The organism is Mesorhizobium sp. W050 (genome assembly GCF_054719535.1).
Genome location: NZ_JBTTIH010000001.1, coordinates 3,192,100 through 3,214,089, shown reverse-complemented (window position 1 = coordinate 3,214,089; position 21,990 = coordinate 3,192,100). Strand labels below are relative to the sequence as shown.

Genomic DNA, 21,990 nt, shown 5'->3' with positions numbered 1-21,990 from the left:
GCCAATCGTCAGCGCTGCAAATTGGTCGCGACCCTGGAGCTGCCAATCTCCCCCCTTGAGGGGAGATGTCCGGCAGGACAGAGGGGGGCGTGAAGGAACGCTATCCTCGGTTCATTCTGCCTTATCCGCGAGGCCCCCATGTCCAACCGCTATGCCACCATCATCACCGACGATGACGGCCGCGAGGTCGTCAGCGCCATTGGCGTGTTCGAGGGCGCTGCCCCGCAGGCGCGCATCGGCCGCATCGAGCCGGTCGTGCCGGGCGTGCTGATCGGCATGGTTCGCGGCGGTCCCGTCGATGCCATCGGCGGCTTCGGTTTTCCGCGCGGCGCGCACGACGCAAGGGCGATCGCCAGTTCAAGCCTGAAAGCCGCGTCTGCCGGAAAGCGCCACGCGCCGGCCGCTGATGCAGCCCGCAAGGCCGCCCCAAAACGGTCAGGGCCAAAATCGGCACGGCGCAAGTCCGGCAAGATCAAGTCCGGCAAGATCAAGCGGGCAAGGCCGGCAAAGCAGGCGAAGCAGGCAGCGACCGCCGAGCCCGCCGGGATCTCGGATCATGGCTGACCGGACGGCGCCGCGTTCTCGTCCTGGCCGCAAGGCGACTGCCGCCGCTGCCAAGCCGAAGCGGACGAAGAAGACGCTTGGCGATGATTTCCTCGACGCGGTTCGCGCCGATTTCCGCGCCCATGGCGCCGGCGTGATTGCCGCGGTCCGGGCCGACAAGCCCGACCAGTATCTGAAGATCGTGCAATCGGTGCTGCTCAAGGATCTGGCCAAGGATTTGCATGTTTCATCTGACAATCTGGAAGCCCTGAGCGATGACGAGATCCGCCGCCGCATCCGTGGCCTCGAAGCCGTCCTCGGGCCGTTTGGCGACCAGCCTGAAGACGCGCCGCCACTATCTGGCGCTGCTGCAGGAGCTGGACCGCAGGCGCAGGACTAACCAGCTTGCCGCCTACCGGCCTTATCCCAGGCAGGCGCAGTTTCACGCCGCCGGCGCGCAGAACCGGGAACGTCTGTTCATGGCCGGCAACCAGCTGGGCAAGACCAGGGCCGGCGGCGCCGAATGGGCCATGCATCTCACCGGCCGCTATCCCGCGTGGTGGCAGGGCAAGACCTTCGACGCCGCCGTCAGGCTATGGGCTGCCGGCGTGACCGGCGAGGGCACGCGAGACAACCCGCAGCGCGTGCTGGTCGGCCCGCCGCAGCAGCAGGCGGCATGGGGCACCGGCATGATCCCCGCCGATGCCATCCGCCAGACCACGATGGGCCGCGGCGCGCCGGGCGCGCTCGACAGCATCGTGGTGCGCTGGGGCGGCGGCGGCGACGTGCAGGCCGATGAATCGGTGCTGTCGTTCAAGAGCTATGAGAAGGGCCGCGAAAAGTGGCAGGGCGAAACCCTGCATGGCGTCTGGTTCGACGAGGAGCCGCCGCTCGATATCTATTCCGAAGGCCTGACCCGCACCAACGCCACCGGCGGCATCACCATCGTGACGTTCACGCCGCTGCTTGGCATGAGTGACGTGGTGCTGCGTTTTTTGTCGGGTGAGGTGCGCGCTCTTCCTCCCCCCTTGTGGGAGAAGGTGGATCGGCGCGATAGCGCCGAGACGGATGAGGGGTGTTCCAGCGGAGTGACGCGTCGGCGTTCCCTGGAACACCCCTCATCCGTCGCCTTCGGCGACACCTTCTCCCACAAGGGGAGAAGGGAAGACCCGCCGCGTCCGGCCCAAAAATATCGTGCGCGAACAAAGCCATATCACGGCATCCCGAATCAATCCGGCAGGCCCCATGACCCGTCACGTCACCTTCATGACCATCGATGACGCCGAACATTATTCGCCGGACGAGCGAGCCGCGATCATTGCCGCCTATCCCGAGCATGAGCGCGAGGCGCGGGCGCGCGGCGTTCCGGTGCTGGGCTCCGGCCGCATCTTTCCGATTGCCGAGGAGCTGATTGCCTGCGAGCCCTTCCGGCTGCCGCGCTACTGGCCGCGGATCGGCGCCCTCGATTTCGGCTGGGACCATCCGTCGGCCGCGGTCGAGCTGGCCTGGGATACGGAGGCCGATGTCGTCTATATCTCCAAGGCGGCGCGGGCGTCGCAGCAGACGCCGGCCATGCAGGTACTGGCCCTGAAGCCGTGGGGCGAGTGGCTGCCCTGGGCCTGGCCGCGCGACGGCCGCCGCGAGACGCTGGAAGGGGCGGGCACCGCACTTGCCAGACAATATTCCGCGCATGGGCTGAACATGCTGTCGGGCCACGCCCGCTTCGCCGACGGCTCGGTCTCGGTGGAGGCCGGGCTGATGGAGATGCTCGACCGCATGCAGTCCGGCCGCTTCAAGGTGTTCTCGTCGCTGCTGCCCTGGTTCGAGGAATTTCGGCTTTACCATCGCAAGGACGGCAAGGTGGTGAAACTGCGCGACGATTTGATGGCCGCGACGCGCTATGGCGTGATGATGCTGCGGGAAGCGGTGGTTGATCCCGCGGAGTTCAAGAGCGCGAGGCGGACGACCGGGCAGAGTGATCCGCTGGGGGCGTTTCGGTGAGGGGCAAGCGCCCTCGATCTTTCCAAGTCTTCGATCCGACAAAGCCCGCGAGGCGGGCGGGCGAACGCGTGTGGCCCGGCCCTGCTGTGGTCGCCAGCGCTGCGCGCCTTTGTTCAAAGCCAGGGAGCAGCCAACAATGGTACACATCATCCCACTCTCCGTTGGTCGGCGACGGCTCGATACGGGGAACGCAGTGCAGTATCCGCAAGGGTCGCCCATCGGCGGCGCCATGCAGGGTTTTGGCGACGAGCTTTCCGCACTGGCCGAGCACTACCGGAAGATGACAGAGCGACAGGAGGCCTTCGACGCCGAGATCGCACGCCGCCAATCAACGGCCGGATCGCGTTGGCCGAAGACGAGCTGGCGGCGAAGGCGCCGGCCGACGGCGCGGGCATGCACGAGGCCATGTACGGCCAGCTGGACCCGTATGACGGCCGAGCGGTGAAGCCCAGGTCTGTTCGACAAGATGTTCGGCGAGGTCTTGCCGAGCATGCCCGAAAGCCAACGCGCCAACTTTGCCAAGCAGAAGGAGGCGATGCGCATGGCAGGCGCGGTGCGCATGGCGCAGCGGCAACTCCAGCGGCGCAAGGATTATGAACAGAACCAATGGTCCGGGGTCCAGCGCGCCGAGCTTGACGCCATCGCTCAAAGCAATCCCAACGACACTGTGGCTTTTAACGCCGCTCGCCGGCGCGGCCTCGATGTTCTCGACAAGATGGGCCTCGACCCGCAGGGCAAGTTGCAGGCCGAAGCCGCGTGGCGGGATAGCACGGCAAAGACACGGATTGAGGCTACAGCATTGAAAGCGTAGTAAACAGCAAGGATCAATTCTCAGACGTTAATGGTCCGACCTCCAGGTCTAAGCATAATCGATCCGACATCGATCAAGTACCCATCGGCGACCCACGTTTTCCTAAAGCATAGAGGATAGTTGACGAATACCTAATGCAGCGTGCATCAGGCGAGCCGTCATCGGTTGATGATAATCTTAGCTATGGTAATCCAGATTATGCAGACGAATCTGGTCTTAAGTGGTTACTGAAATTAAAAATGAAGCGTGGTCTTCATTTGCATGGTACGCCTCCCGATTTGCTGCGGTTCCTTCCGGGAAAATTTGGTACAAATTTACCAGAGGATTACTATTCAGCTTGGCCGTAAAATAGATCGATATCGGTGCCGCTCAGAAAGGGCCACCTCTTTATTAGGCGGTGTCCTTTATTGTGAAAACAATCATCATCCGTTCAGCTACGGCGCGCAGCCAACATCAACAAAATTTAGTAGTGGTTCGACGCCTTCATCGTCCCGAACGGTATAGAATGCATCTGGGTAAGTTTCAGCGGACCTCCAATTGAAGTTCTTGACTGTATCCGGACCTACCGCAAACATATAGGAAGGCATCGGACCACTGATAAATCCGTGGTCGCCCTCTTTCGTCACCAGCTCCGCCGCCGTGGCCGGCTGCAAAAGCTTCTTATCCGCCGTGAAGGCGGCTTTACCGGAACCTTGTCTGATGACGGTCACGACAATCCCCGACTCGAGTTCCTTGAAGAGCACGCCCTTTGGGCAGCTTTGCCACAGAGTGTCCGTCTTATCCACGTCGTCCGACTGAGCCGCGCCAAATGGCAACGCAAACACCGCCATCGCGGCGAGAATGAGCGATCGCAACGATACCTCCTATGGTTGTATTTCGAACGTTATAGCCCTGTTATGGTTGTGGCAAGCGCTGCGAAAGCATCGACGTCATCTTCCGACGCCTTTGATGGCAGGATTCCGAGGGTCTTCGCAACGCTGCCTCGCGCGGGATGGGATATCCATGGCCGTCCGCATCATTCCCGCCACGCTGCGCGATCTCTCCTACATCGCCGCCAATCTGCGTGCCGAGGACCGGGCCGAGATCGACTGCCAGCTTGACCATTGGTCGCCGGCCCTGCTGGCGGTCACCGCGCTGCAGGGCTTTGCCTATGTTGCCGAGCTAGACGGCAATCCGGAGGCCGGCTTTGGCGCTGCCGAACAGCGCGGCGGGCTGTGGATCGCCTGGAGCTGGGGCACGCGCCGCATGAAGCGCTGTGTGCCCGGCATCACTGCGCACTTCCACGCCGTGCTCGGGCCGCAGGTCGCGGCGCGGGGCGCTTGGCGGGTCGAGGCGCGGGCGCTTGCCGCCAACGAACTGGCTCTGCGCTGGTTCGGCCGGCTCGGCGCCACCCAACGCTGCCGGTTGCCTGGATATGGCCGCAACGGCGAAGATTTTTTCCTCTACGACTGGACAAGAGAAGGCTGGAACCATGTGTCTCTTTCAAAAGCCGCCGGCGCTGAAGCCGCTGCCACCGACCCCGACCATTGAAGACAAGGACGTGCAGGCGCGCGAGGCAGCCCTGCGGACTGAACTCGAACAGCGCCAGGGCACGGCGGCGACGGTGAAAACCGACCTCGCGCCCGGCGACCTCACCGGCCAGCGCCGCGTTCTGCTGGGGGTATGACCATGACCGCGATGAAACGCAGTTTCAGCAAGCGCGTGCTGGCGTGGTGGTACTGGCGACGGCATGCCAGGCTGGTGAAGCGGAGGTGACGCATCTTACCCTCCCCCTTGTGGGGAGGGTCGTAGGCTGAGCCGCACGGTACGTGCGGTTCAGCCTACGGGGTGGGGTCTGCGCTGCACCCGTCTCCCTCGCTTTGCTTTGCAAAGCGAACTCGCCGACCCTCCCCACAAGGGGGAGGGTGTAGCAATTCGTCATCTCTCAGCGGCTTGACAATCGCTCCTCAGGCGCCATGCTGCAGTGCAACATGGCTAGCTACGAAACCAGCATCATCAAGTCGTCGCGGATCGAATGCCTGGACGGGCTTCGCGCGCTTGCGGCGATCTGGGTGCTGGTCGGGCACTGCATGCTTTTGACCGGCTGGCAAATTCCGATCGTCGGCGAGCCGGATCTCGGCGTCGACCTGTTCATCATGCTGTCCGGCTTCCTGATGGTGTTCCACTATCAGCTGCGCCAGGAAAAGGAGCCTTGGCAAAGACCGGAAACCTGGCTGAAATTCTGGACGCGCCGCTATTTCAGGATCGCGCCGCTGTTCTATGTCATGCTTTTCCTGGCGCTGGCGCTTGGCCCCTATCTCTACGATTGCAGGATCATCATCGACGATTTCCTCTCCAGATCGCACCAGGCGCCGGAACGCTACCTCGACGGCAGCCTGAAAAACATCGTCGCTCATCTCACGTTCCTGTTTGGGCTGGTGCCGAACCTCGCCTATCGCACGCCCGCTGCCTGACTGGAGCCTGGGGCTGGAGATGCAGTTCTATGCCGTGTTCCCGGCCGTCATGCTGCTGGTTCGCAGGCTGGACTGGATCAGGAGCGCCCTTGTGGTCGCGGCGATCGGCTGCGTCATCGTGTTTGCGATGCGGCTGTTGTCGATCCATTTTCCGATGCCGTCCTTTCTGCCGCTGAAGATGCAGATATTCCTGTGCGGGATGCTGCTGGCCGGAGTCGTGCATCAGAGCCAGCCGCGATCTATCCTGTACTTGGCACTGGCGCTGCTGCTGGCGGCGCTGCCCTTTGGCGGCGACCAGGGGCTGGGCAAGCTTCTGGTGCGTGAAGCGCTGGTGGCGGGCTTCTTTGCGCTAGTTCTCTACCGCATGCTGCCTGGAAGGGCGGGAACGCTGGCGCGAGCGATCGCCGTGACGCTCAGCAACCGGTTCTTCCACCTGATGGGCGAGCTTTCCTTCAGCATCTACCTGATCCATCTGCTGGTGCTGCAGCCCGTCGCGGCGTTCGTCATCAGTGAGTTCGGCCACGAATTGTCGGCGCCGCTGCGCTTCGCCATCGTCGTTGCCGTTGTGCTGCCGACGGTGACGTTGCTGTCCTGGATCACCTACACTCTGATCGAGGTCCCCGGCCAGAAGGCGGGCCGCTTCGTCGTCCAGCGCTTTGGCCGGAAAACGGCGCCGGTGCTCGAGGGCATCAAGCGCAGCGCGTAGTCGGCTGACGCTGCCGATCTCCCCCCTCGAGGGGGAAATGTCGCCGAAGGCGACAGAGGGGGTCGGTGCGACCGGACGCGACCTCCCGCCACCGACAGATGAGGCTAGCGCTCTACGCGCGGCGACCCCCTCTGGCCTGCCGGCCATCTCCCCCTCAAGTGGGGAGAAGCGCCGCTTCGCCGTCCATTCACATCCTACCCAGCGAGCCCCTCATGACCGATTCCCGTGCCCGCGATATCCTGTCCCGCCAATCCGAGCTCGAGACCGAGCGCTCTCAGTACGAGGCGGTGTGGGAGCAGGTGGCGGAATTCTGCGATCCCGATGCGCCCGATGTCTGGAGCGGCCGCAGGAGCGGCGGACCGGATTCGCAGGCCGAGCGGCAGGAGCGGCGCGGCGCCCGCGTCTATGCCAACACCATCAACTCGGCCGCCAATCGCCTCGCCGCCGGGCTCGAAAGCCTGATCATCCCGCAGTCGGAAAAATGGCACGGGCTGACCACCGCAGAAATGAATGACGAGGAGACCGACGAGGAGAAGGAATGGGCGGAAGGCTTGCGCGACTTCCTGTTTGCGCTGCGCTATTCCGCCAACTCCAATTTCGTGCCGGCCACGCAAGCCTGCCTGCGCAATGTCGTGCGTTATGGCCCGGCCTATCTCTATGCCGAAGAAGGCTTTGGCGGCACGCTGATCCGCTATGCCTCGATCCCCGTGGTCGAGGGCTATCTCGCCCGCAACCGCTGGGGCCAGGTCGACATTTTCCACCGCCGCTACGAGCGCACGGCAAGACAGGCGGCGCAGCTGCTCGGCTACGAAAAAATGCCGGCGCGGATCAAGATGCTGGTCGACGATCCCGCCAAATGCGAGACGAAAATCTTGCTGATCCAGTGCATCCAGCCGCGCGACGAGCGCAAGATGTACCGGCTTTCCGGCGACTATCAGTATCTCGACACGGCCTTTGCCTCCTATCACGTCATCGAGGACGAGGAGGAGATCGTCAGGGAGAGCGGTTTTCGGTCCTTCCCGGTGTCGACCTTCAACTGGCGCCGCTATGAGGGCGACCCCTATGGCATTTCGCCTGCTATCGAGGCGCTGACGACGGTTCGCGAGGAGAACGCGGTGCGCCGCTCGGGCCTTCGCGCCCTGCAGCAGATCACCGATCCGGCCACGGCGTCCAAGGCCAGGCTCGATTATGTCCCGGTGCTCAACCCCGGTGAGAATTATCCCGGCCTCATCGACGACAATGGAAGGCCGCTGATTCAGCCGATCGCGACCGGGCAGAACCCGACCTATGCCTTCAACTACGCGGCGAGCCGGGCAGAAGAAATCCGCGACATGATGTTCGTCAATTTGTTCCAGACGCTGGTGCAGAACCCGCAGATGACGGCGACCGAAGCCTTGATCCGCCAAGAGGAGAAGGGCGCGCTGCTCGGCCCCTCGGGTTCGATCATCCAGGCCGGCTTTGCCAGCAATCTCGACCGCGAACTCGGCATTCTGGAAGACAAGGGCCTTTATGACGAGGACAGCCGCTTCGCGCCGCCGGAAAGCCTCGCCGGCAAGTCGGTACGGCCGACCTTCACCGGCCCGCTCGATGTGCTGCGCCGCTCGGCCGAGGCGCGCGACACCATCCAGGTGGTGACGACGGCCATGCAGATGGCGCAGTTCGATCCCGGCATCATGGACAATATCGACGGCGACGAAGCGCTGAAGATCGTGCAGAGCGCCGGCCGCAGCCCGCAGCGCATCTTTCGCCGCAAGGAGGAGGTGGAAGGTCTGCGTGGAGCAAGAGCACAGGCCCAACAAGCCCAGGCCGGCATGGCGGCGATCGCCTCCGCCGGCAAGGTCGCCAAGGACGCGGTGCCGGCAGCGGTGCAGGCGCGCGACAGCGGGTTGCTCGACGCATTGATGCAGCAGGCGGGCGGCGGCGGAGAGGCGACGGCCGGATCGGCCGCGCCGGGCGCCGGCGGGCAAGCGACGGCCGTGCCGGCCGCGCGGGAGCAGGGAGCATGAGCGCCAAACGCTTCGCCCGAGCCGGCCAGACGGGCGGTCCCGCCAAGGCGCGCGACGCGCTGACCAAGGCCTATCTCAGGGTCTTCTCCGGCGAGGACGGCGAAATGGTGCTGGCCGACCTCGCAGCAACCGTCGGCTACTATCGCCGCCCGTCCTATGGCGAGTGGATGGCCAGGACCAGAACGCCGAACGGCTTCGAACTGCACAGCGCGCTCAGCAATGCGCGGGCTGAAGTGGTGCAGCACATTATGGGATTTCTGACGTTGGACGAGACGCAGCTGGCTGCGCTGGAGAAGGCGGCACGGGCGGAAGGGTAGGCGGCATCCGCAAAGCTGCCAATCTCCCCCCGTGTGGGGGAGATGTCCGGCAGGACAGAGGGGGGGCGCTGTCCCGCTAGCGTTTGCCGTGATTGCAGCTGCTCCAGGCAATATTTCGGGATATGCCTCCGGACCTGGCCACAAATGCACATGTCGCAGACGGCATGCCGATCCCCTCGGCTGGCCGTTTCTGGCCTTTAGATCCGGCCGGGATCATTCTTTTTCATCCCTTCCTCGACCATTGCTCGTTTCGCACCGCTACTTCAACCAATCACGCCGCATGGCTGGAAGATCACCGTCGCCAGTCGAATGGCGGCAATGCCTTCGCATTGCTTGGTGGTGCGCTCAATCATTCTGTTAGCCGCGTATGGGCTGGGTACTGGCAAAGAGCGGAATAGTATTGCAGAAGAGGCGATTGTTGAGATTCTGCTGAATGTGCCCGCGTGAATAGCAAAATTGGCCGGCATCCCCGTCTACCTTGGCAGGCAGATGACCCACAGCTCATTCTTTCGCACTGTCGATGGAGCGAGTTGAAGGGAACCTATAAAAAATCGGCAAAGGAGGCGGCTAGAGGGACAGAGATATACGAGCGCGCCAAGAAGCAGTTTGACGAAAGCGCCGCCGCTGATTTGGTCGACCAATGCGTGCGTCAGACTGTGGTTGAGCAGATAATTGATCTTGTTCTCGCCAAGAAGAAACCCGCTCGGATAGTGATTCCTCACCCGGAATATGATCCTCACGATATGGACGAAGGAGGAAATGCCCTTCGCCCGACAAATGCGCTTCCATTTGCCTACGCCGCATATCTCGCCCAAGAAATGGACTGCCCCATCGATGACCAGATCATCGAAACGGCGCGTCCGGGTCGCACGAAATTGAAGCGGTTCCCACGGTTTTTGTGGCAACCAGCCTTCGCGGGAGAGGTGCGACAAGATTGCACCTATGTCTTGGCCGACGACAATTGTACCCTTGGCGGCACGTTGGCGACGCTGCGGAACTACATCCTTTCGAAGGGTGGAACCATCGCGGCAGTTACAGCTTTATCAACCAATGACGGCCTACACTGTCGTTTTCCCATTGCTGGGAATACGGTTGATGTGCTTAAGTCGACTTATTCTGTGGACATTTCGTCCCTCTGGATAGAGGAAATTGGCCATGACATTCGGTGTCTTACAGAGAGTGAAGGAACATTTCTGGCCGACTGGCCAAAAAGAAACCCAAGCTCCGATGGGGCCAGCCCATTTCAACGACTCAGAGATCGCCTCGCTGCGGCAGCAGCTAAAGGCGAATAGCGATTCTGCGCTTAAAATCCGCGCCGCGCGTGGCCACAAGGTTAACCCCCGAATCTTAGCGGCACGCAAAGCGGGCGCTAACGTCTAAACTCGTCTCTCGACGCGCTCTGTCTCCTTGGCCTTCCGCTTTCGCCGCACCTTCGCGGTATTGACGCACTGCCTGATCCGCTCGACTAGCGACGGCTCCCAGCCCCTCAGTTGAACAATGCGCTGGGCCGTCTCCTTGCTGCCTTCCGCCTCGCACTTCAGGATTATCCGTAAAGCTCGCCTTTCCGGAAGCGGCAGGGCTGCCGCCGCAATGGCGCGACCTCCGCGCGATTCGCCACAAGCGTGTTTATCGCGTGTTCGTATCGGGTCGAGCGAACGATGGGGGCAGCTCTTGGCATTCCCGGATTTTATGTGAAGCCACCAGGTAGCGGCAGTCGGAATGTTGGTGCGTTTGCTACATAAGACCGCAATTTCGCGGATTGAGCTTCGGCAACGCCAGCTTTTCAGATGGTGGCGCCGCCCCTCAACCGCCCTTCGGGCACCTTCTCCCCGTTGAACGAGGAGAAGGGGAAGCCCGTCCTCAATAATCGTTGTTGTAATACCGGTCGTCGCAGGGCGCGGTGTAGATGCGGCCATAGCGGTCCTGGTAGCGGCAGAGCTGTTCGCCGCGGCGCTGCGGCGTGGTGGCCTGGCCGATGACGGCGCCGAGCAGGGCGCCGCCGGCGGCGCCGATCACCGTGCTCTTGGTGTTGCCGCCCAGCGCCTGGCCGGCGAGCGCGCCGACGCCGCCGCCGATGAGCGCGCCGTTGGTCGCCCTCTGCTGCTGTTCGGTCTGGGTCGCGCAGCCTGCCAGAGCGGCAGTCATGAGCACGGCGGCAATGGCTTGTCTGATGATCATCTTGGAACTCCTTTGAAGCCCCAAACGCGGATTGGAGCGAATGGTTGCCAGTTGCTGGCGCATTGCGGCCAAACGGCGGCACGCCCGCTCACGAAATGCGACATGGTTTCTCAGCCCTTGAAGATGATGGTCGCCAAAGCGGAAACGCCTTGCGCGAACGGGGCGATAGCGCTGTTGCATGAATTGAGTTCCGAGGCCGCTGTGCCGCCTGACTGCTGGATACCAGCAGTGGACTGATCCGGCCCTTCGCTGTCGCTTCGGGCGTTCGTCGTTCGGAAAGCCAAGCAATTGGCTTTCCGTGCGCTGCGCGCACCACTCCTCACCCCCCCAAGAATGGAGATACCAATGACCCGAGGTCTTCCCCGGACGCTGTCGCGCGCCGCCGCTCGCGAGGCTGGACTTGCCCCGCCCAAATTCGGCCTCAAGGCCGTCACCACAGGGCAGGGCGGATCGTACCGCACCGTGTTCACCCTTGCCGGCATGCAGGTGCCGGTCGCTGACGCGCTGGCCTATGCCAGCCAGAAGCTTTTCGATTTCGCCGACGGCAAGGTGCGCATCAAGGGCGGCACGGCACGATTGCAATTTGCGGTGCTGAGCACCCGCGCGGCGACCATCAACGACAATGCGGCGCTGACCTGGTCGCTGGGTTCAGTGGCAGCATCGAGCGCCACGCTTGCTGGCACCATGGTCAATGTGCTGGCCTCGACCGCTCGCACGCTGGATGGCGTGGGCGCCGCGCTATCGACTGCCTCGACCGCGGATGTCGCGGCAGCCGCAACATTGGATGGCACGGTGACGCCGGTGGACCTTTACCTCAACCTGGCGTTTGCGACCGGCACGGATATCGATGCCGACGGGACGATTGCCGTGACGGGCACGATCACGCTGCTGTGGGAAAACTGGGGCGACAACGCGTAGCCGCTAATCTCCCCCCTTGAGGGGGAGATGTCGCCGAAGGCGACAGAGGGGGTCGGTGCGACCGGATGCGACCCCCTTTTGCGACGGAGGAGGTCGGCGCTCCACGCGAGGCGACCCCCTCTGGCCTGCCGGCCATCTCCCCTCGAGGGGGGAGATCAGCAGCTCACCCACGCCTCATTTCTTCCAGCACCCCTCAACCGTCTCGGCGCTGCGCGCCGATCCACCTTCTCCCACAGGGGGAGAAGGAGAAAAGAAGGAATCCACTCATGACAGATCTGGCAGATTCCGGGTCCGTGGCGGCGCGTGCGCAGCCGGCGGGCAACCCAGTACGGCCACCGGCTGGCGGGGACAACGGGTCCGCCGCGCCTCCGGCCAAAAGTTGGTTTGACGGTCTTTCCGAAGGCAACCGCAAGCTCGCTGAAACCAAGGGCTGGACCAAGGCCGAAAACCTCGATCGGGTTTTCAATTCCTATGCGGAGCTGGAACGGCAGCAGGGTGAAAGCCTGCGCGTTCCAGCACCCGACGCATCCCCGGAAGACTGGCAGAAATTTCATGCCCGGCTGCCCGAGACCATGCGTCCGCTGACATCGCCCGACAAGGTCGAGTACAGGCGGCCCGACGGCCTGCCTGAAAACTTCGCTTATTCGGACGAGCTTGCCCAGGCGTCCAAGGCCTGGGCAGTCGAGGCCGGCGCCACGCCCAAAGTGGCGCAGGCCTATCACGACCGCTTCGTCGGCTACATGGCCGAGCAGGCCGCGCGCCAGGACATCGCGCTTGCCCGCTCGGTCGAGGCCACGCATGACGATCTCGTGCGCGACTGGGGACCGACCGACAGCGATGGCTTTCGCCAGAAGCTGGAAGTTGCCAACCGGGCGATGAAGAAGCTCGGACTGGTCGACGCGTATAAGGCCAAGGGCATCCTTCTGCCGGACGGCGCATTGACCGATCCGCAGATCGCGAAGGCGTTCCATGCCGTCGGCGAGGCGATGTTCCGGGAAGACACGATCGACGGCGGCGCGGCTGTGAGCGGTGGCAATCCGTTCAAGCGCAACGCCGCCGGCGACCGCAACATTTCGGCCATTTCAGCCCTTGTCAAAAGCGACCCCGCCCGCGCCCGGCGGCTCGCGCGGGAAGCGGGCGAAAACCCGAATCTATGGATGCCGAACAACCCCCTCTGATCCCGAGCTACCCACAGCCACATCAACCTCAAAGGAAGTGAAAAATGGCAGACGCCTATACCCGTATCGCGGACGCGATCGTTCCGTCCGTTTATGCCCAGTACTCGTTCGAGGAGCACGTCCAGTCGCTGGAAATCTTCCAGGCCGGCATCCTCTTCAACGACCCGGCCATCACCGCCAAGCTGTCGATGGGCGGCCGCTCGGTCGACATGCCCGGCTGGAAGGATCTCGGCAACGATCCGTCCGAACCGGTCAATGACGATCCGGCCGATTCCATCGAGATGAAGAAGATCGGCGCCCGCCGCGAGGTCGCCGCCCGCAACGTCCGCGCCCAGGCCTGGGGGGTGCCGGACCTGACCTCGATCCTGGCCGGCGACGACCCGCAGAAGCTGATCGTCAAGCGTCAGACCGAGTACTGGCAGCGCGCCAACAAGCTGACCCTGCTCGGCATCCTGAAAGGGGTCGTCGCCGACAACATCGCCAATGACGGCAGCGACCTGGTGCGCGTCACCGGCGCCTCCATCGTCGACACCGACATCATCGAGGCCGCCTATCTGATGGGCGACCGCGCTGACAAGTTCAAGACGATCTGGATGCACTCCAAGCAGATGAAGGCACTGAAGCTCGCCGATCTCATCGACTATGTCCCGTCGTCAGAGCAGGGCGGGCCGCTCATCCCCTACTACATGGGGCTGCGCTGCGTGGTCGATGACGACATTCCGGTCGCGGCCGGCGTCTACACCGCCTTCATGTTCAAGGACAAGGCGATCCTGTGGAACGAGCTTCCGGTCAACACGGAAGGCGGCCCGCTGGAGTTCGACCGCAAGCCGCGCCAGGGCCATGGCGGCGGCGTCACCGAGATGGTCGGCCGCAGGCACTTCGTCCCGCACGTGCCCGGCACCCGTTTCCTCGACGCGTCTTCGGCCGGCGAGTTCGCCACCGACGCCGAACTCGCGCTGGCGGCAAACTGGGACCGTACGGCCTCCAGCGTCAAGAGCATGACGTTCATCGCGCTGAAAACGACCGAGGCGTAGTACCTTTCGTCCGGCCAGCGGGTCGCCGAAACTGCTGATCTCCCCCCTTGCGGGGGAGATGTCCGGCAGGACAGAGGGGGGTGTGAAGGACCGCCAACTTCCGGTCCCTTTCAACCCCCTTCAACCCACAACCGCTTCTCCAAATTACGTCAGGTCGGCGGGACAGCACCCCCCTCTGGCCTGCCGGCCATCTCCCCCGCAAGGGGGGAGATTGGCGCTCCGCCATATGCCCTTGCCCAATCAACCACCATCCACGAGGCGCTGATCCATGGCCATCACCCCGCTCGACATCGCCAATATGGCGCTCGCCGTCCTCGACGAGGCGCCGATCGACAGTCTCGACCAGGACGTCAAGGCGGCGCGCCTGCTCAACCTGCATTTCGACCTGACGCGGGAAGCCGAACTCGCCAGGCACGTCTGGGTGTTCGCCATCCTTGCCGCCAGCGTCGCCGGCGCCGACACCGGCAGCGGCAATTGCACCTTGAACTTCGCCTATGAACTGCCCGCCGATTGCCTGCGGCCGCTGCCGCTGACGGCAAATGGCGAGCCGGACGGCGTACCGATCTCCTGGCGCCAGGAAGCCGGGCTGATCTACTGCGACCGGTCCGGTCCATTGATCATCCGTTACATCGCCAACCTCACCGACCCGAACGACTGGGACGCGCTGTTCACCGAAGTGCTGGTGGCAGCCCTCGCCATCAAGATCGCGCATCCCTTGACGCACAAGGCGGGCATGATCGACATCGCCCGCTCCGCCTATGACCGGGCGCTGGACGCGGCCTTTGCCGCCAACGCCATCCAGCGCGGCGGTCGGCTCTACACCTCATCCTGGGCGCAGCAGCGCGGCGACTTCAGGGTGTCTGCCCGATGACCGCGCTCTACCCTATCCAGGACGTTTTCACCCGTGGCGAAATCAGCCCGCGCCTGCACGCACGCGCCTCACTCGATCTCTATCGTGCGGCGCTGTCCAAATGTGAGAACTTCGTCACGTTGCCGCATGGCGGTATCCGCGCCCGCGGCGGCAGCTATTTCGTCAACGAGGTGAAGAATTCGGCCAGGAAGACGCGCGCCATCCCCTTCATCTTCTCCTCCGAGCAGGCCTACTGCCTGGAGTTCGGCGACCTCTATATCCGCGTCTATGCCTATGGCGCCCGCGTCGGCACGGTCGAGGTGGCCTCGCCCTATCTGGAGGCCGATTTGTTCGACCTCGCCTATGTCCAGTCAGCCGACCAGATGTGGATCACCCACAAGAACTATGCGCCCAAAGTGCTGACCCGCACCGCCCACACGACATGGACGCTGGCAGGTTACGAGTTCCTCGACGGCCCTTACGATCCAATCAACACGACCGGCACCACGATGACGCCGGCCAGTTACGGCTCGTACGTGCCGAAGATGACAGGCTTGACGGCTCCGGCCGGAACGGCTTTGGCCAGCAACGGTTCCGCGTCAGCGTGGGCGATTTTCGACAAGGACAGCAGAACAGGTGCGGAGATCGGTGCCGGCACCAATGGCTGGGTCCAATATCGGCAGGCGAGCGGAGCGCAGAAGGTTTGCGACGCCTACTGGGTGCAAGCCATGAACAGCGCATCGGAAGCAGAAAATATGCCGACGCAATGGGAAATCCAGGGCTCGAACGACGGATCGACATGGACAACCATCGACTCGCGGATTGGCCAGATAGGCTGGGGTAACTCCGAGCGCCGGTTCTTCGAATTCTTCAACAAGGCCGCCTTTGAATATCTGCGCATGGACATGGACGGTGGCGGCGGCTCTGACAGTACCAGAACCGACCTCGCCGAATGGGCGCCGAACGAGGACGGCGACCTGATGACGCCGTTCAATCTGACGGCGTCATCGATCACCGGTATCAACGATGATACCGGGTTCCAGACATCGGATATTGGCCGCGCCATCCGGCTGCTCGGTTCGGATGGGCGGTGGCGCTGGGCCAAGATTGCAGCACGCACGAGCGCGACAGTCGTTACCGTTCGTCTGTATGGCCATGCCTTGCCGGATCTCAGTCCGATCAGTCGCTGGCGGCTTGGTACCTTCGTGCCCGGAAAATATGTCGAGGCGGGCTCGCTCTATGAGGAGCGGTTGGCCTTCAGTCGAAAATTCTCGGTCTATGCATCGGCGACCGGCGACTTCGACAATTTCGCGCTCGGCGAGAAAGATGACGACGCGCTGGAATTCGTCCAGGCCGGCGGCGGCCAGGCCAACGACATCGTCTGGATCGCCGATTCCGATGGTGCGCTGCTGATCGGCACGTCGGGCGGTATCAGGGCACTGTCCGGCTCCGGCATCGACGAGGCACTCACCCCGTCCTCGTTCAAGAACCGCCGTTCGCGCACCTTTGGCTGCGCCCGCATCCGCCCGGTCGATGCCGGGCAGTCCTTCCTCTATGTCACCCGCTCGCGCAAATCGATTGCCGAGCTGACGCAGAGTTCTACAGCCAAATTCACCTCCGATGACATCGGCCAGATCTCGGAACATATCCCCAAGCAAGGCGTGGTCGAACTCGCCTTCCAGACCGACCCCGACCCGATGCTGTGGTTCCCGCTCGAAAATGGCGAACTTGGCGGCTACACCCACCAGCCGAGCCAGGAGGTTCGCGGCATGCACCGCCATCGCTTCGGCGGCAGCTTCGCTGGATCCGCCCCCGGTCAACCCACTTGGGCGGTCGTTGAAAGCGCCGTGGTGACGCCTGGCCAGAACGGCGTCGACGACATCTGGCTGATCGTCAAGCGCACCATTGGCGGGGTGACCAGGCGCTACATCGAAATCATGACCACGCCATTCGAATACGGCATGCTGGAGGATGCCTTTCAGGTCGATTGCGGACTGACCTATTCGGGTGCACCCGTCAACGTCGTCTCCGGGCTCGGCCATCTCAACGGCCAGCTGGTCGACGTGCTGGCCGGCGGCAAGGTCTATCGCGGCCTGCCGGTTGCCTCCGGCCAGGTGGCGCTGCCCGCCGGCGCCACAGCTGGGAAGTGGCAGGTCGGGCTGCCCTTCCAGTCCGAGGCCAACACGCTGGAACTCGACGTCGGCGGCCAGGACGGTTCCGTCATCGGCCGCCGCAAGAAGGTGGCGAAAGTCATCCTGTCGCTGCTCGAGACCGACACCACCGGGCTGCAGGTGCAGTCCTTCCTCCGCGGCCGCTGGGAGAGCGTGCGCATGCCGAGCATCGTCGCACCCGACGGCAATGCGAAACTCTACACCGGCAATGTCGATGTACCGGTCGACGACAGCTGGGAAGGGCAGGGCAGGGTCCGCATCCGCCACCTCAACCCGACGCCCTGCACGATCCGGGCGTTTACGCCGGTATTCGACGCCGAGCCGTAGAAAAATTTGATGCGGCAATAGTCAACGCCGAGTTCCCGCCCACCCCCCTCTGGCCTGCCGGCCATCTCCCCCGCAAGGGGGGAGATCAACGGCATCTTTGCCTTCGCTAATCGCTGACGTAGCAAGACTGGCGAGCCTGCTCGAGCTGCCAATCTCCCCCCATGCGGGGGAGATGTCCGGCAGGACAGAGGGGGGTGCTGTCCCGCCGACGTCACCATTCTCGCACCATTCCCACCAAGGAACCCACCCCAATGACCCCCCATGCCGAGACCCTCGGCAAGGCGCGGACGGCTGCCGATTTCGCGGCCGTCATCGCCTTGCTCGACACCGACATTAACGACGCCGTCGTCCGCAGGCGCGCGCTGGAGCAGGCCGAGGACCGGGCCGTCTTTGGCGACGGCGACCTGGCCGCGGCGCGCGCCGCGCTCGATGCCTGCAACGACGTCATCACCTTGCTGGAAAAAACCATCTGCGTCGCCGACACGCGCCGCATCGACGCCGCCGAGAGCGAAGCCCGCGCCGACATTGCCGCTCTTGGCGACGAGATTGCGGCCAAAGCCGCCACCCTGACCGAGCGCTGGCGCAACGCTGCCCGGCTGGTCGAGCTGCTGCGCCAGGAACTGTTCGAGGCCGATGCGCTCGTCCGTGCCATCGCCACCGCCAATGGCCTGTTCGACGCCGCCAGCGTCGCCGAGCTGAAGATAAACCTCACCGCTGCCCGCCGCGCCGCCATGGCCGGCGCACGGGCAGCCGCACCCGCTCGCCTCAGCCGCGCCGGGCTGCAGGTCGACCGGCTGCTTTTGTCCCTGCTCGCTGCCGGCGGTCCACTCGACCCGCGCCCGCAGCTTGGCGCGCCGGTCGCCGGCGTCAAAAGCAAGTTCATTCCCGCAATCAAACCCATTCCCGCGAGAAAACCCATTCCTGCAATCAAACCCCTGGGCGAACGAGGCTGACCATGTGCACACTTGCCCTTCTCGGCACCGTTCTTTCCGTCGGCGGCGCGCTGGCCGAGGGCCAGCAGCCGAAGCAGATGGCCGACTATCAGGCCAAGGCCTATGAGCAGCAGGCGCAGGCGGATGCTCAAGCCGCCGCCTTCGAGCAAGGCCAGGAGCGCCACAAGCAGGACCTGCTGCAGGCGCAGGCGCGCGCCCAGGCCGGCGCGTCCGGCGTCGGCATAGCCGGCTCGCCGACCGAGGTGCTGGCGGCGAATGCCAGGCAGGGCCAGGCGGATCTCGGCGCGCTGCTGTACGGCTCGAAGCTGCGCCAGAACAATCTCAACAGCCAAGCCGCCATCTCGCGCTTCCAGGGCAAGCAGGCGGTGACGGCGTCAATCTTCAACGCCGGCAGCGCGCTCGTTGGCGGCCTCTCCAAAATCTACGACCCGACGAAAGCGGCAGCGTCAAGCGCTGCGGCCGCCGCTGTGCCGGGCCGCTCCGTGATCTTCGGCAGTGCGGCCCTCAGGGCTCCGTGGGCGGGGAACACGTAGATGGTACACATCATCCCCCTTTCCGTCGGCCAGCGCCGGCTCGATACCGGCAACGCCGTGCAATATCCCCAGGGGTCGCCGATCGGCGGCGCCATGCAAGGTTTCGGCGACCACGTTTCCGCTCTTGCCGAACGCTACCAGCAGATGAAGGACCAGCAGGACGCGTTCGACGCCGAGCTGGCGCGTCGCGGCTTCGACGCGCGGATCGCGCAGGCCGAAGATGAAGTGGCGGCGAACGCGCCGGCGGATGGCGCAGGCATGCATGAAGCCATGTATGGCGAGGTCGACCTGCGCGCCGGCCGGGTGGTGAAACCAGGCCTGTACGATACGCTGTTCGACGATGCGAAACGGACGATGCCCGAAAGCCAGCGCGCCGCTTTCGCAGGCCAGAAGGAAAACAAGCGCGTCGTTGGCGCATACCGCATGGCGCTGCGGCAAAAGACCAAACGCGACGACTACGAGAAGGCCACCGTCGACACGACGCTGACGACCAATGCCATCGCCATAGCAAAAGGCGACCCGAACGACACCGCGAACTTCGAGGCGATCCGGCAGAGCGGGCTCGACCTGATCGCCAAGATCGGCAACCCGCTTGCCAGGCAAGCGGCGGAAGCCGCCTGGCGCACCAACTCGGCCAAGGCGCTGGTTCAGGCGATGATCGCCACGGACCCGAAGCGCGCGCTGGAAATGTTCGGCGGCGCAGCGGCCGCCGGCGGCGAGACCGCTGGCGATAGCGCGCAGGCTGCGGGCAACTCCTTTGTGGACGGCCCAAGGATGGCGCCCGGGAAAGAAGACCGCGTCGGCACGCAGACGCCGGATGACCGCATCGCGCAGGCGTTCAGGGACGATCTTCCGCAGGAGGAACAGGATGCGCTGGCCTTAAAGGCAAAGGTCGCAAAATTCAGGCAGGACATCCAGACGCGCGTCGAGATCGGTCGCGCCGAGAGGGAAGCGCCGGACGAGATAGCACGCACGGGCGCCTACTCCGGCGCAATGCCGGGCAAGGACGCCTACAGGACCATCTATGGCCTCGATGAGGGCGACAGGCGCCGGCAGGGTCTCGAATGGCGTACCAATGTCGGCAAGAAGATTTTCGACATGGCGACCATGTCGAACCAGGAGATCAATGCCGCCGTTGTCAGTGCCGAACCGGGGCCGAACGCTTCACCGGCGGATCAGGCGGGCCACGATTCAACCGCTGCCGCGGCAAATCTGGTCCTGGAAAGGAGGCGAGCCTATCCAGGTGACTATGTCGATGGATTGTCTTCAGAAATCTCGGAGGGTTGGAAAGCCGTATTTGGCACTGGGCCCTCTGATTCAGAGGCTTTCGACCAAGATACTTACGACAAAACACTAGCCTTGTCTGTCGCCCAGCAAAATGCATTGGGCATCGCTGATGAAAATCTCCAACCCGTGCCGTTCTCTTTTCTCCTCAAGCTTGCCGAGCAGCGCGACAGCGGAGCCATGTACTTCATGGACAACTACGCGAAGGCGAGCGAGTTGTTCGCGCGCACGAAGGGTCCTGTCGCACGAGCAGCTTTGGTTCGGGAATTGGATGAGGCCGGCCTGGGCGGGATTCTTCCTGGCGGCAAGCCTGGCCTTTCGGCGATCGAGGTATTTCGATCGGAGGCCAGAGGCCTTGGCAAGGCAGGTGCGAATGCGGGGATATTCGCAGGCAAATTGATGAAGGGGATTGGCTACGGGGCTTCCCTTGGAACAAGCGATCCTCCCGATTTCAGCCAAGGCTACTTCGAGCCTTCGAACAATGCCGAGAAGGTGATGATGCGTCAGGGAAATGACGCATTGAGCTGGGCGATACCTGGGCCGGGCATTGGGCGAGCTGCTGTTGCCGCGAAAGGGATACCTCGCACACTTGAGCCGTTGAGTGCCATGGCGTCGGGGCGCGCCGAAGGTCTCATCGCCAAAGAGCTTCCCGGTGAGTTGTCTAAGGAAGGCGCGGGACTCGTCGAAGGTGGCAGCGGACACCCGGCCGTCGCTCTCGATCTCCCCTCGGGCAGTTTCTCAATGTCAGATTGGGCAGATTATCCGATAGCGGTTGTGCCCAAGCCAGATGGATTATTCATACGGCTAGAAGGTACACAGCAAAAAGCTGCTAGAAAAGCGGCTGATAAGGCCAATCGCATTATCCGCCAAGAGCGAGGCCTTGTCGGCCAGCCCGTGGATGTGCATGAAATTAAGCCAGTGAAGTTTGGCGGGAGTCCGACCGATCCGTCCAACAAGGTCATTCTGCCCCGAGAAGTTCATCAGCAGCAGGTTACGCCCTGGTGGAACAAATTACTAAAAGACATTGGAGAATAGCAGTGGGATATGCACTAACTAAGGGACGTTTCGACCCACCGGCTCAAGCTGCAGTTGTCGATGGCCTGCCCGCAAGCCTGGGAGTGACGTTGCCGAAGGATTACGCCAATTTCCTTAGGGAGCACAATGGAGGTGAAGGCTTCATCGGCGACAGCTATATAATTTTTTTCAAGGCTGAAGAGTTGGTAGACTTCAATCGAGAATATGAGGTTGAGAAATACGCACCAGGCATCCTCTTGTTTGCGTCGAATGGAGGAGGGGAAGCCTATGGCTTCGACACCCACGATGTGGAAATGCCGATCGTGCGCATCCCATTCATATTTATGGAACGGCAATCCGCCGAGACGATAGCGCGTGACCTCGCCGGTCTATTCGCTGCGTTGGAGGACTTGAAATGAGCGTCCAAGGTACAGATTCGCGTTCCAAAGGCATGGAATTGTTCGAGATCAAACCGGTAGCGGTTGGCGGCGATCCAGTTAGCATGGAGAACAAGATCTGGTTGACCAGGCAAGAGCATTTTCAAGTGGTGCGCTTTTGGAATCGAACTATCGAAGTTCAGCGTAAGGCGCCACTGGAAAAGGCGGGACGAAACGGGGAATAGAGTGCAAGGAGCACGAGCCATGACCAGCGTCGGACGATCATTTGCAAATCCACCGAACCGCCGGCGCAAGCAACTCGTCCCTAGATCCCAA

At 63.1% G+C, this 21,990-nt stretch carries 24 protein-coding genes and 2 pseudogenes; 24 read left to right on the top strand and 2 right to left on the bottom strand.

The window, feature by feature from the left end:
• Nucleotides 1-138 precede the first annotated feature (138 nt).
• From ACYG9Y_RS15605 to ACYG9Y_RS15580, 6 genes and pseudogenes are all read left to right on the top strand, one after another.
• Entirely contained in the window at nt 139-564 is a 426-nt protein-coding gene (locus ACYG9Y_RS15605; RefSeq protein ID WP_023740014.1) for a hypothetical protein, read from the top strand.
• Nucleotides 557-943: a hypothetical protein gene (locus ACYG9Y_RS15600; protein WP_023740013.1), complete on the top strand. Its 387-nt coding sequence runs from the start codon at nt 557-559 to the stop codon at nt 941-943. Before ACYG9Y_RS15605 ends, ACYG9Y_RS15600 begins: the two co-directional genes overlap by 8 nt.
• Nucleotides 870-1,541, top strand: a pseudogene (locus ACYG9Y_RS15595) (terminase large subunit domain-containing protein); the annotation flags it as partial. The gene ACYG9Y_RS15600 and the pseudogene ACYG9Y_RS15595, both read left to right, overlap by 74 nt.
• 247 nt (nt 1,542-1,788) lie before the next feature.
• Complete coding sequence (locus tag ACYG9Y_RS15590) at nt 1,789-2,544, top strand: phage terminase large subunit family protein (RefSeq protein WP_084014387.1); 756 nt, start codon at nt 1,789-1,791, stop codon at nt 2,542-2,544.
• Between the two features lie 466 nt (nt 2,545-3,010).
• The gene (locus ACYG9Y_RS15585) at nt 3,011-3,355 is read left to right on the top strand and encodes a hypothetical protein (protein ID WP_245260491.1); all 345 of its coding nucleotides are present in this window, start codon (nt 3,011-3,013) and stop codon (nt 3,353-3,355) included.
• 134 nt (nt 3,356-3,489) lie between these two features.
• A complete protein-coding gene (locus tag ACYG9Y_RS15580; protein ID WP_156929836.1) occupies nt 3,490-3,702 on the top strand; it encodes a hypothetical protein in 213 nt (70 codons plus the stop codon).
• A gap of 87 nt (nt 3,703-3,789) precedes the next feature.
• Here ACYG9Y_RS15580 and ACYG9Y_RS15575 read toward each other — a convergent pair whose 3' ends face one another.
• The gene (locus ACYG9Y_RS15575) at nt 3,790-4,209 is read right to left on the bottom strand and encodes a hypothetical protein (RefSeq protein ID WP_156929835.1); all 420 of its coding nucleotides are present in this window, start codon (nt 4,207-4,209) and stop codon (nt 3,790-3,792) included.
• A 148-nt stretch (nt 4,210-4,357) separates the two neighbouring features.
• Here ACYG9Y_RS15575 and ACYG9Y_RS15570 point away from each other — a divergent pair, with 148 nt between their 5' ends.
• From ACYG9Y_RS15570 to ACYG9Y_RS15535, 8 genes and pseudogenes are all read left to right on the top strand, one after another.
• Nucleotides 4,358-4,885, top strand: a complete 528-nt coding sequence (locus ACYG9Y_RS15570; protein WP_023740007.1) for a hypothetical protein — start codon at nt 4,358-4,360, stop codon at nt 4,883-4,885.
• Nucleotides 4,827-5,021 carry a hypothetical protein gene (locus ACYG9Y_RS15565; protein ID WP_156033718.1) on the top strand — a complete coding sequence of 65 codons (195 nt, stop codon included), beginning with the start codon at nt 4,827-4,829 and terminating at the stop codon, nt 5,019-5,021. The genes ACYG9Y_RS15570 and ACYG9Y_RS15565 overlap by 59 nt, the downstream gene beginning before the upstream one ends.
• 304 nt (nt 5,022-5,325) lie before the next feature.
• Nucleotides 5,326-5,808: an acyltransferase family protein gene (locus tag ACYG9Y_RS15560; RefSeq protein ID WP_245271276.1), complete on the top strand. Its 483-nt coding sequence runs from the start codon at nt 5,326-5,328 to the stop codon at nt 5,806-5,808.
• Between the two features lie 19 nt (nt 5,809-5,827).
• The gene (locus ACYG9Y_RS15555) at nt 5,828-6,514 is read left to right on the top strand and encodes an acyltransferase family protein (RefSeq protein ID WP_023740004.1); all 687 of its coding nucleotides are present in this window, start codon (nt 5,828-5,830) and stop codon (nt 6,512-6,514) included.
• Nucleotides 6,515-6,726: 212 nt separating this feature from the next.
• Complete coding sequence (locus ACYG9Y_RS15550) at nt 6,727-8,520, top strand: portal protein (protein ID WP_352609127.1); 1,794 nt, start codon at nt 6,727-6,729, stop codon at nt 8,518-8,520.
• Nucleotides 8,517-8,837, top strand: a complete 321-nt coding sequence (locus ACYG9Y_RS15545) for a Bbp19 family protein (protein ID WP_023749681.1) — start codon at nt 8,517-8,519, stop codon at nt 8,835-8,837. Before ACYG9Y_RS15550 ends, ACYG9Y_RS15545 begins: the two co-directional genes overlap by 4 nt.
• Before the next feature lie 269 nt (nt 8,838-9,106).
• Nucleotides 9,107-9,235: pseudogene (locus ACYG9Y_RS15540) on the top strand (IS1595 family transposase); the annotation flags it as partial.
• A 132-nt stretch (nt 9,236-9,367) separates the two neighbouring features.
• Complete coding sequence (locus tag ACYG9Y_RS15535) at nt 9,368-10,129, top strand: phosphoribosyltransferase (RefSeq protein WP_023739166.1); 762 nt, start codon at nt 9,368-9,370, stop codon at nt 10,127-10,129.
• Between the two features lie 568 nt (nt 10,130-10,697).
• Here the strand turns inward: ACYG9Y_RS15535 and ACYG9Y_RS15530 are convergent.
• Nucleotides 10,698-11,015, bottom strand: coding sequence for a YMGG-like glycine zipper-containing protein (locus tag ACYG9Y_RS15530; protein ID WP_023739167.1), 318 nt, complete (start codon nt 11,013-11,015; stop codon nt 10,698-10,700).
• A 345-nt stretch (nt 11,016-11,360) separates the two neighbouring features.
• Between ACYG9Y_RS15530 and ACYG9Y_RS15525 the strand changes: the two genes are divergently transcribed.
• The 10 genes from ACYG9Y_RS15525 (at nt 11,361) to ACYG9Y_RS15480 (ending at nt 21,899) form a co-directional block, all read left to right on the top strand.
• Nucleotides 11,361-11,933: a hypothetical protein gene (locus ACYG9Y_RS15525; RefSeq protein ID WP_023749678.1), complete on the top strand. Its 573-nt coding sequence runs from the start codon at nt 11,361-11,363 to the stop codon at nt 11,931-11,933.
• A gap of 266 nt (nt 11,934-12,199) precedes the next feature.
• Nucleotides 12,200-13,111 (top strand): hypothetical protein, encoded by a 912-nt coding sequence (locus ACYG9Y_RS15520; protein WP_023739169.1) that lies wholly within the window; start codon nt 12,200-12,202, stop codon nt 13,109-13,111.
• A gap of 44 nt (nt 13,112-13,155) precedes the next feature.
• The gene (locus ACYG9Y_RS15515; protein ID WP_023739170.1) at nt 13,156-14,145 is read left to right on the top strand and encodes a hypothetical protein; all 990 of its coding nucleotides are present in this window, start codon (nt 13,156-13,158) and stop codon (nt 14,143-14,145) included.
• Nucleotides 14,146-14,413: 268 nt separating this feature from the next.
• The gene (locus ACYG9Y_RS15510) at nt 14,414-15,016 is read left to right on the top strand and encodes a phage connector family protein (protein ID WP_023739171.1); all 603 of its coding nucleotides are present in this window, start codon (nt 14,414-14,416) and stop codon (nt 15,014-15,016) included.
• The gene (locus ACYG9Y_RS15505) at nt 15,013-17,493 is read left to right on the top strand and encodes a phage tail protein (protein WP_023739172.1); all 2,481 of its coding nucleotides are present in this window, start codon (nt 15,013-15,015) and stop codon (nt 17,491-17,493) included. The genes ACYG9Y_RS15510 and ACYG9Y_RS15505 overlap by 4 nt, the downstream gene beginning before the upstream one ends.
• Nucleotides 17,494-17,744: 251 nt before the next feature.
• A complete protein-coding gene (locus ACYG9Y_RS15500; protein WP_023739173.1) occupies nt 17,745-18,446 on the top strand; it encodes a hypothetical protein in 702 nt (233 codons plus the stop codon).
• A gap of 2 nt (nt 18,447-18,448) precedes the next feature.
• A complete protein-coding gene (locus ACYG9Y_RS15495) occupies nt 18,449-18,979 on the top strand; it encodes a hypothetical protein (protein ID WP_023739174.1) in 531 nt (176 codons plus the stop codon).
• Nucleotides 18,980-21,298 (top strand): hypothetical protein, encoded by a 2,319-nt coding sequence (locus tag ACYG9Y_RS15490; protein ID WP_023739175.1) that lies wholly within the window; start codon nt 18,980-18,982, stop codon nt 21,296-21,298.
• Between the two features lie 2 nt (nt 21,299-21,300).
• Nucleotides 21,301-21,696 (top strand): SMI1/KNR4 family protein, encoded by a 396-nt coding sequence (locus ACYG9Y_RS15485; RefSeq protein ID WP_023735867.1) that lies wholly within the window; start codon nt 21,301-21,303, stop codon nt 21,694-21,696.
• Complete coding sequence (locus ACYG9Y_RS15480; protein WP_023749676.1) at nt 21,693-21,899, top strand: hypothetical protein; 207 nt, start codon at nt 21,693-21,695, stop codon at nt 21,897-21,899. Before ACYG9Y_RS15485 ends, ACYG9Y_RS15480 begins: the two co-directional genes overlap by 4 nt.
• The last annotated feature ends 91 nt before the right edge of the window (nt 21,900-21,990 follow it).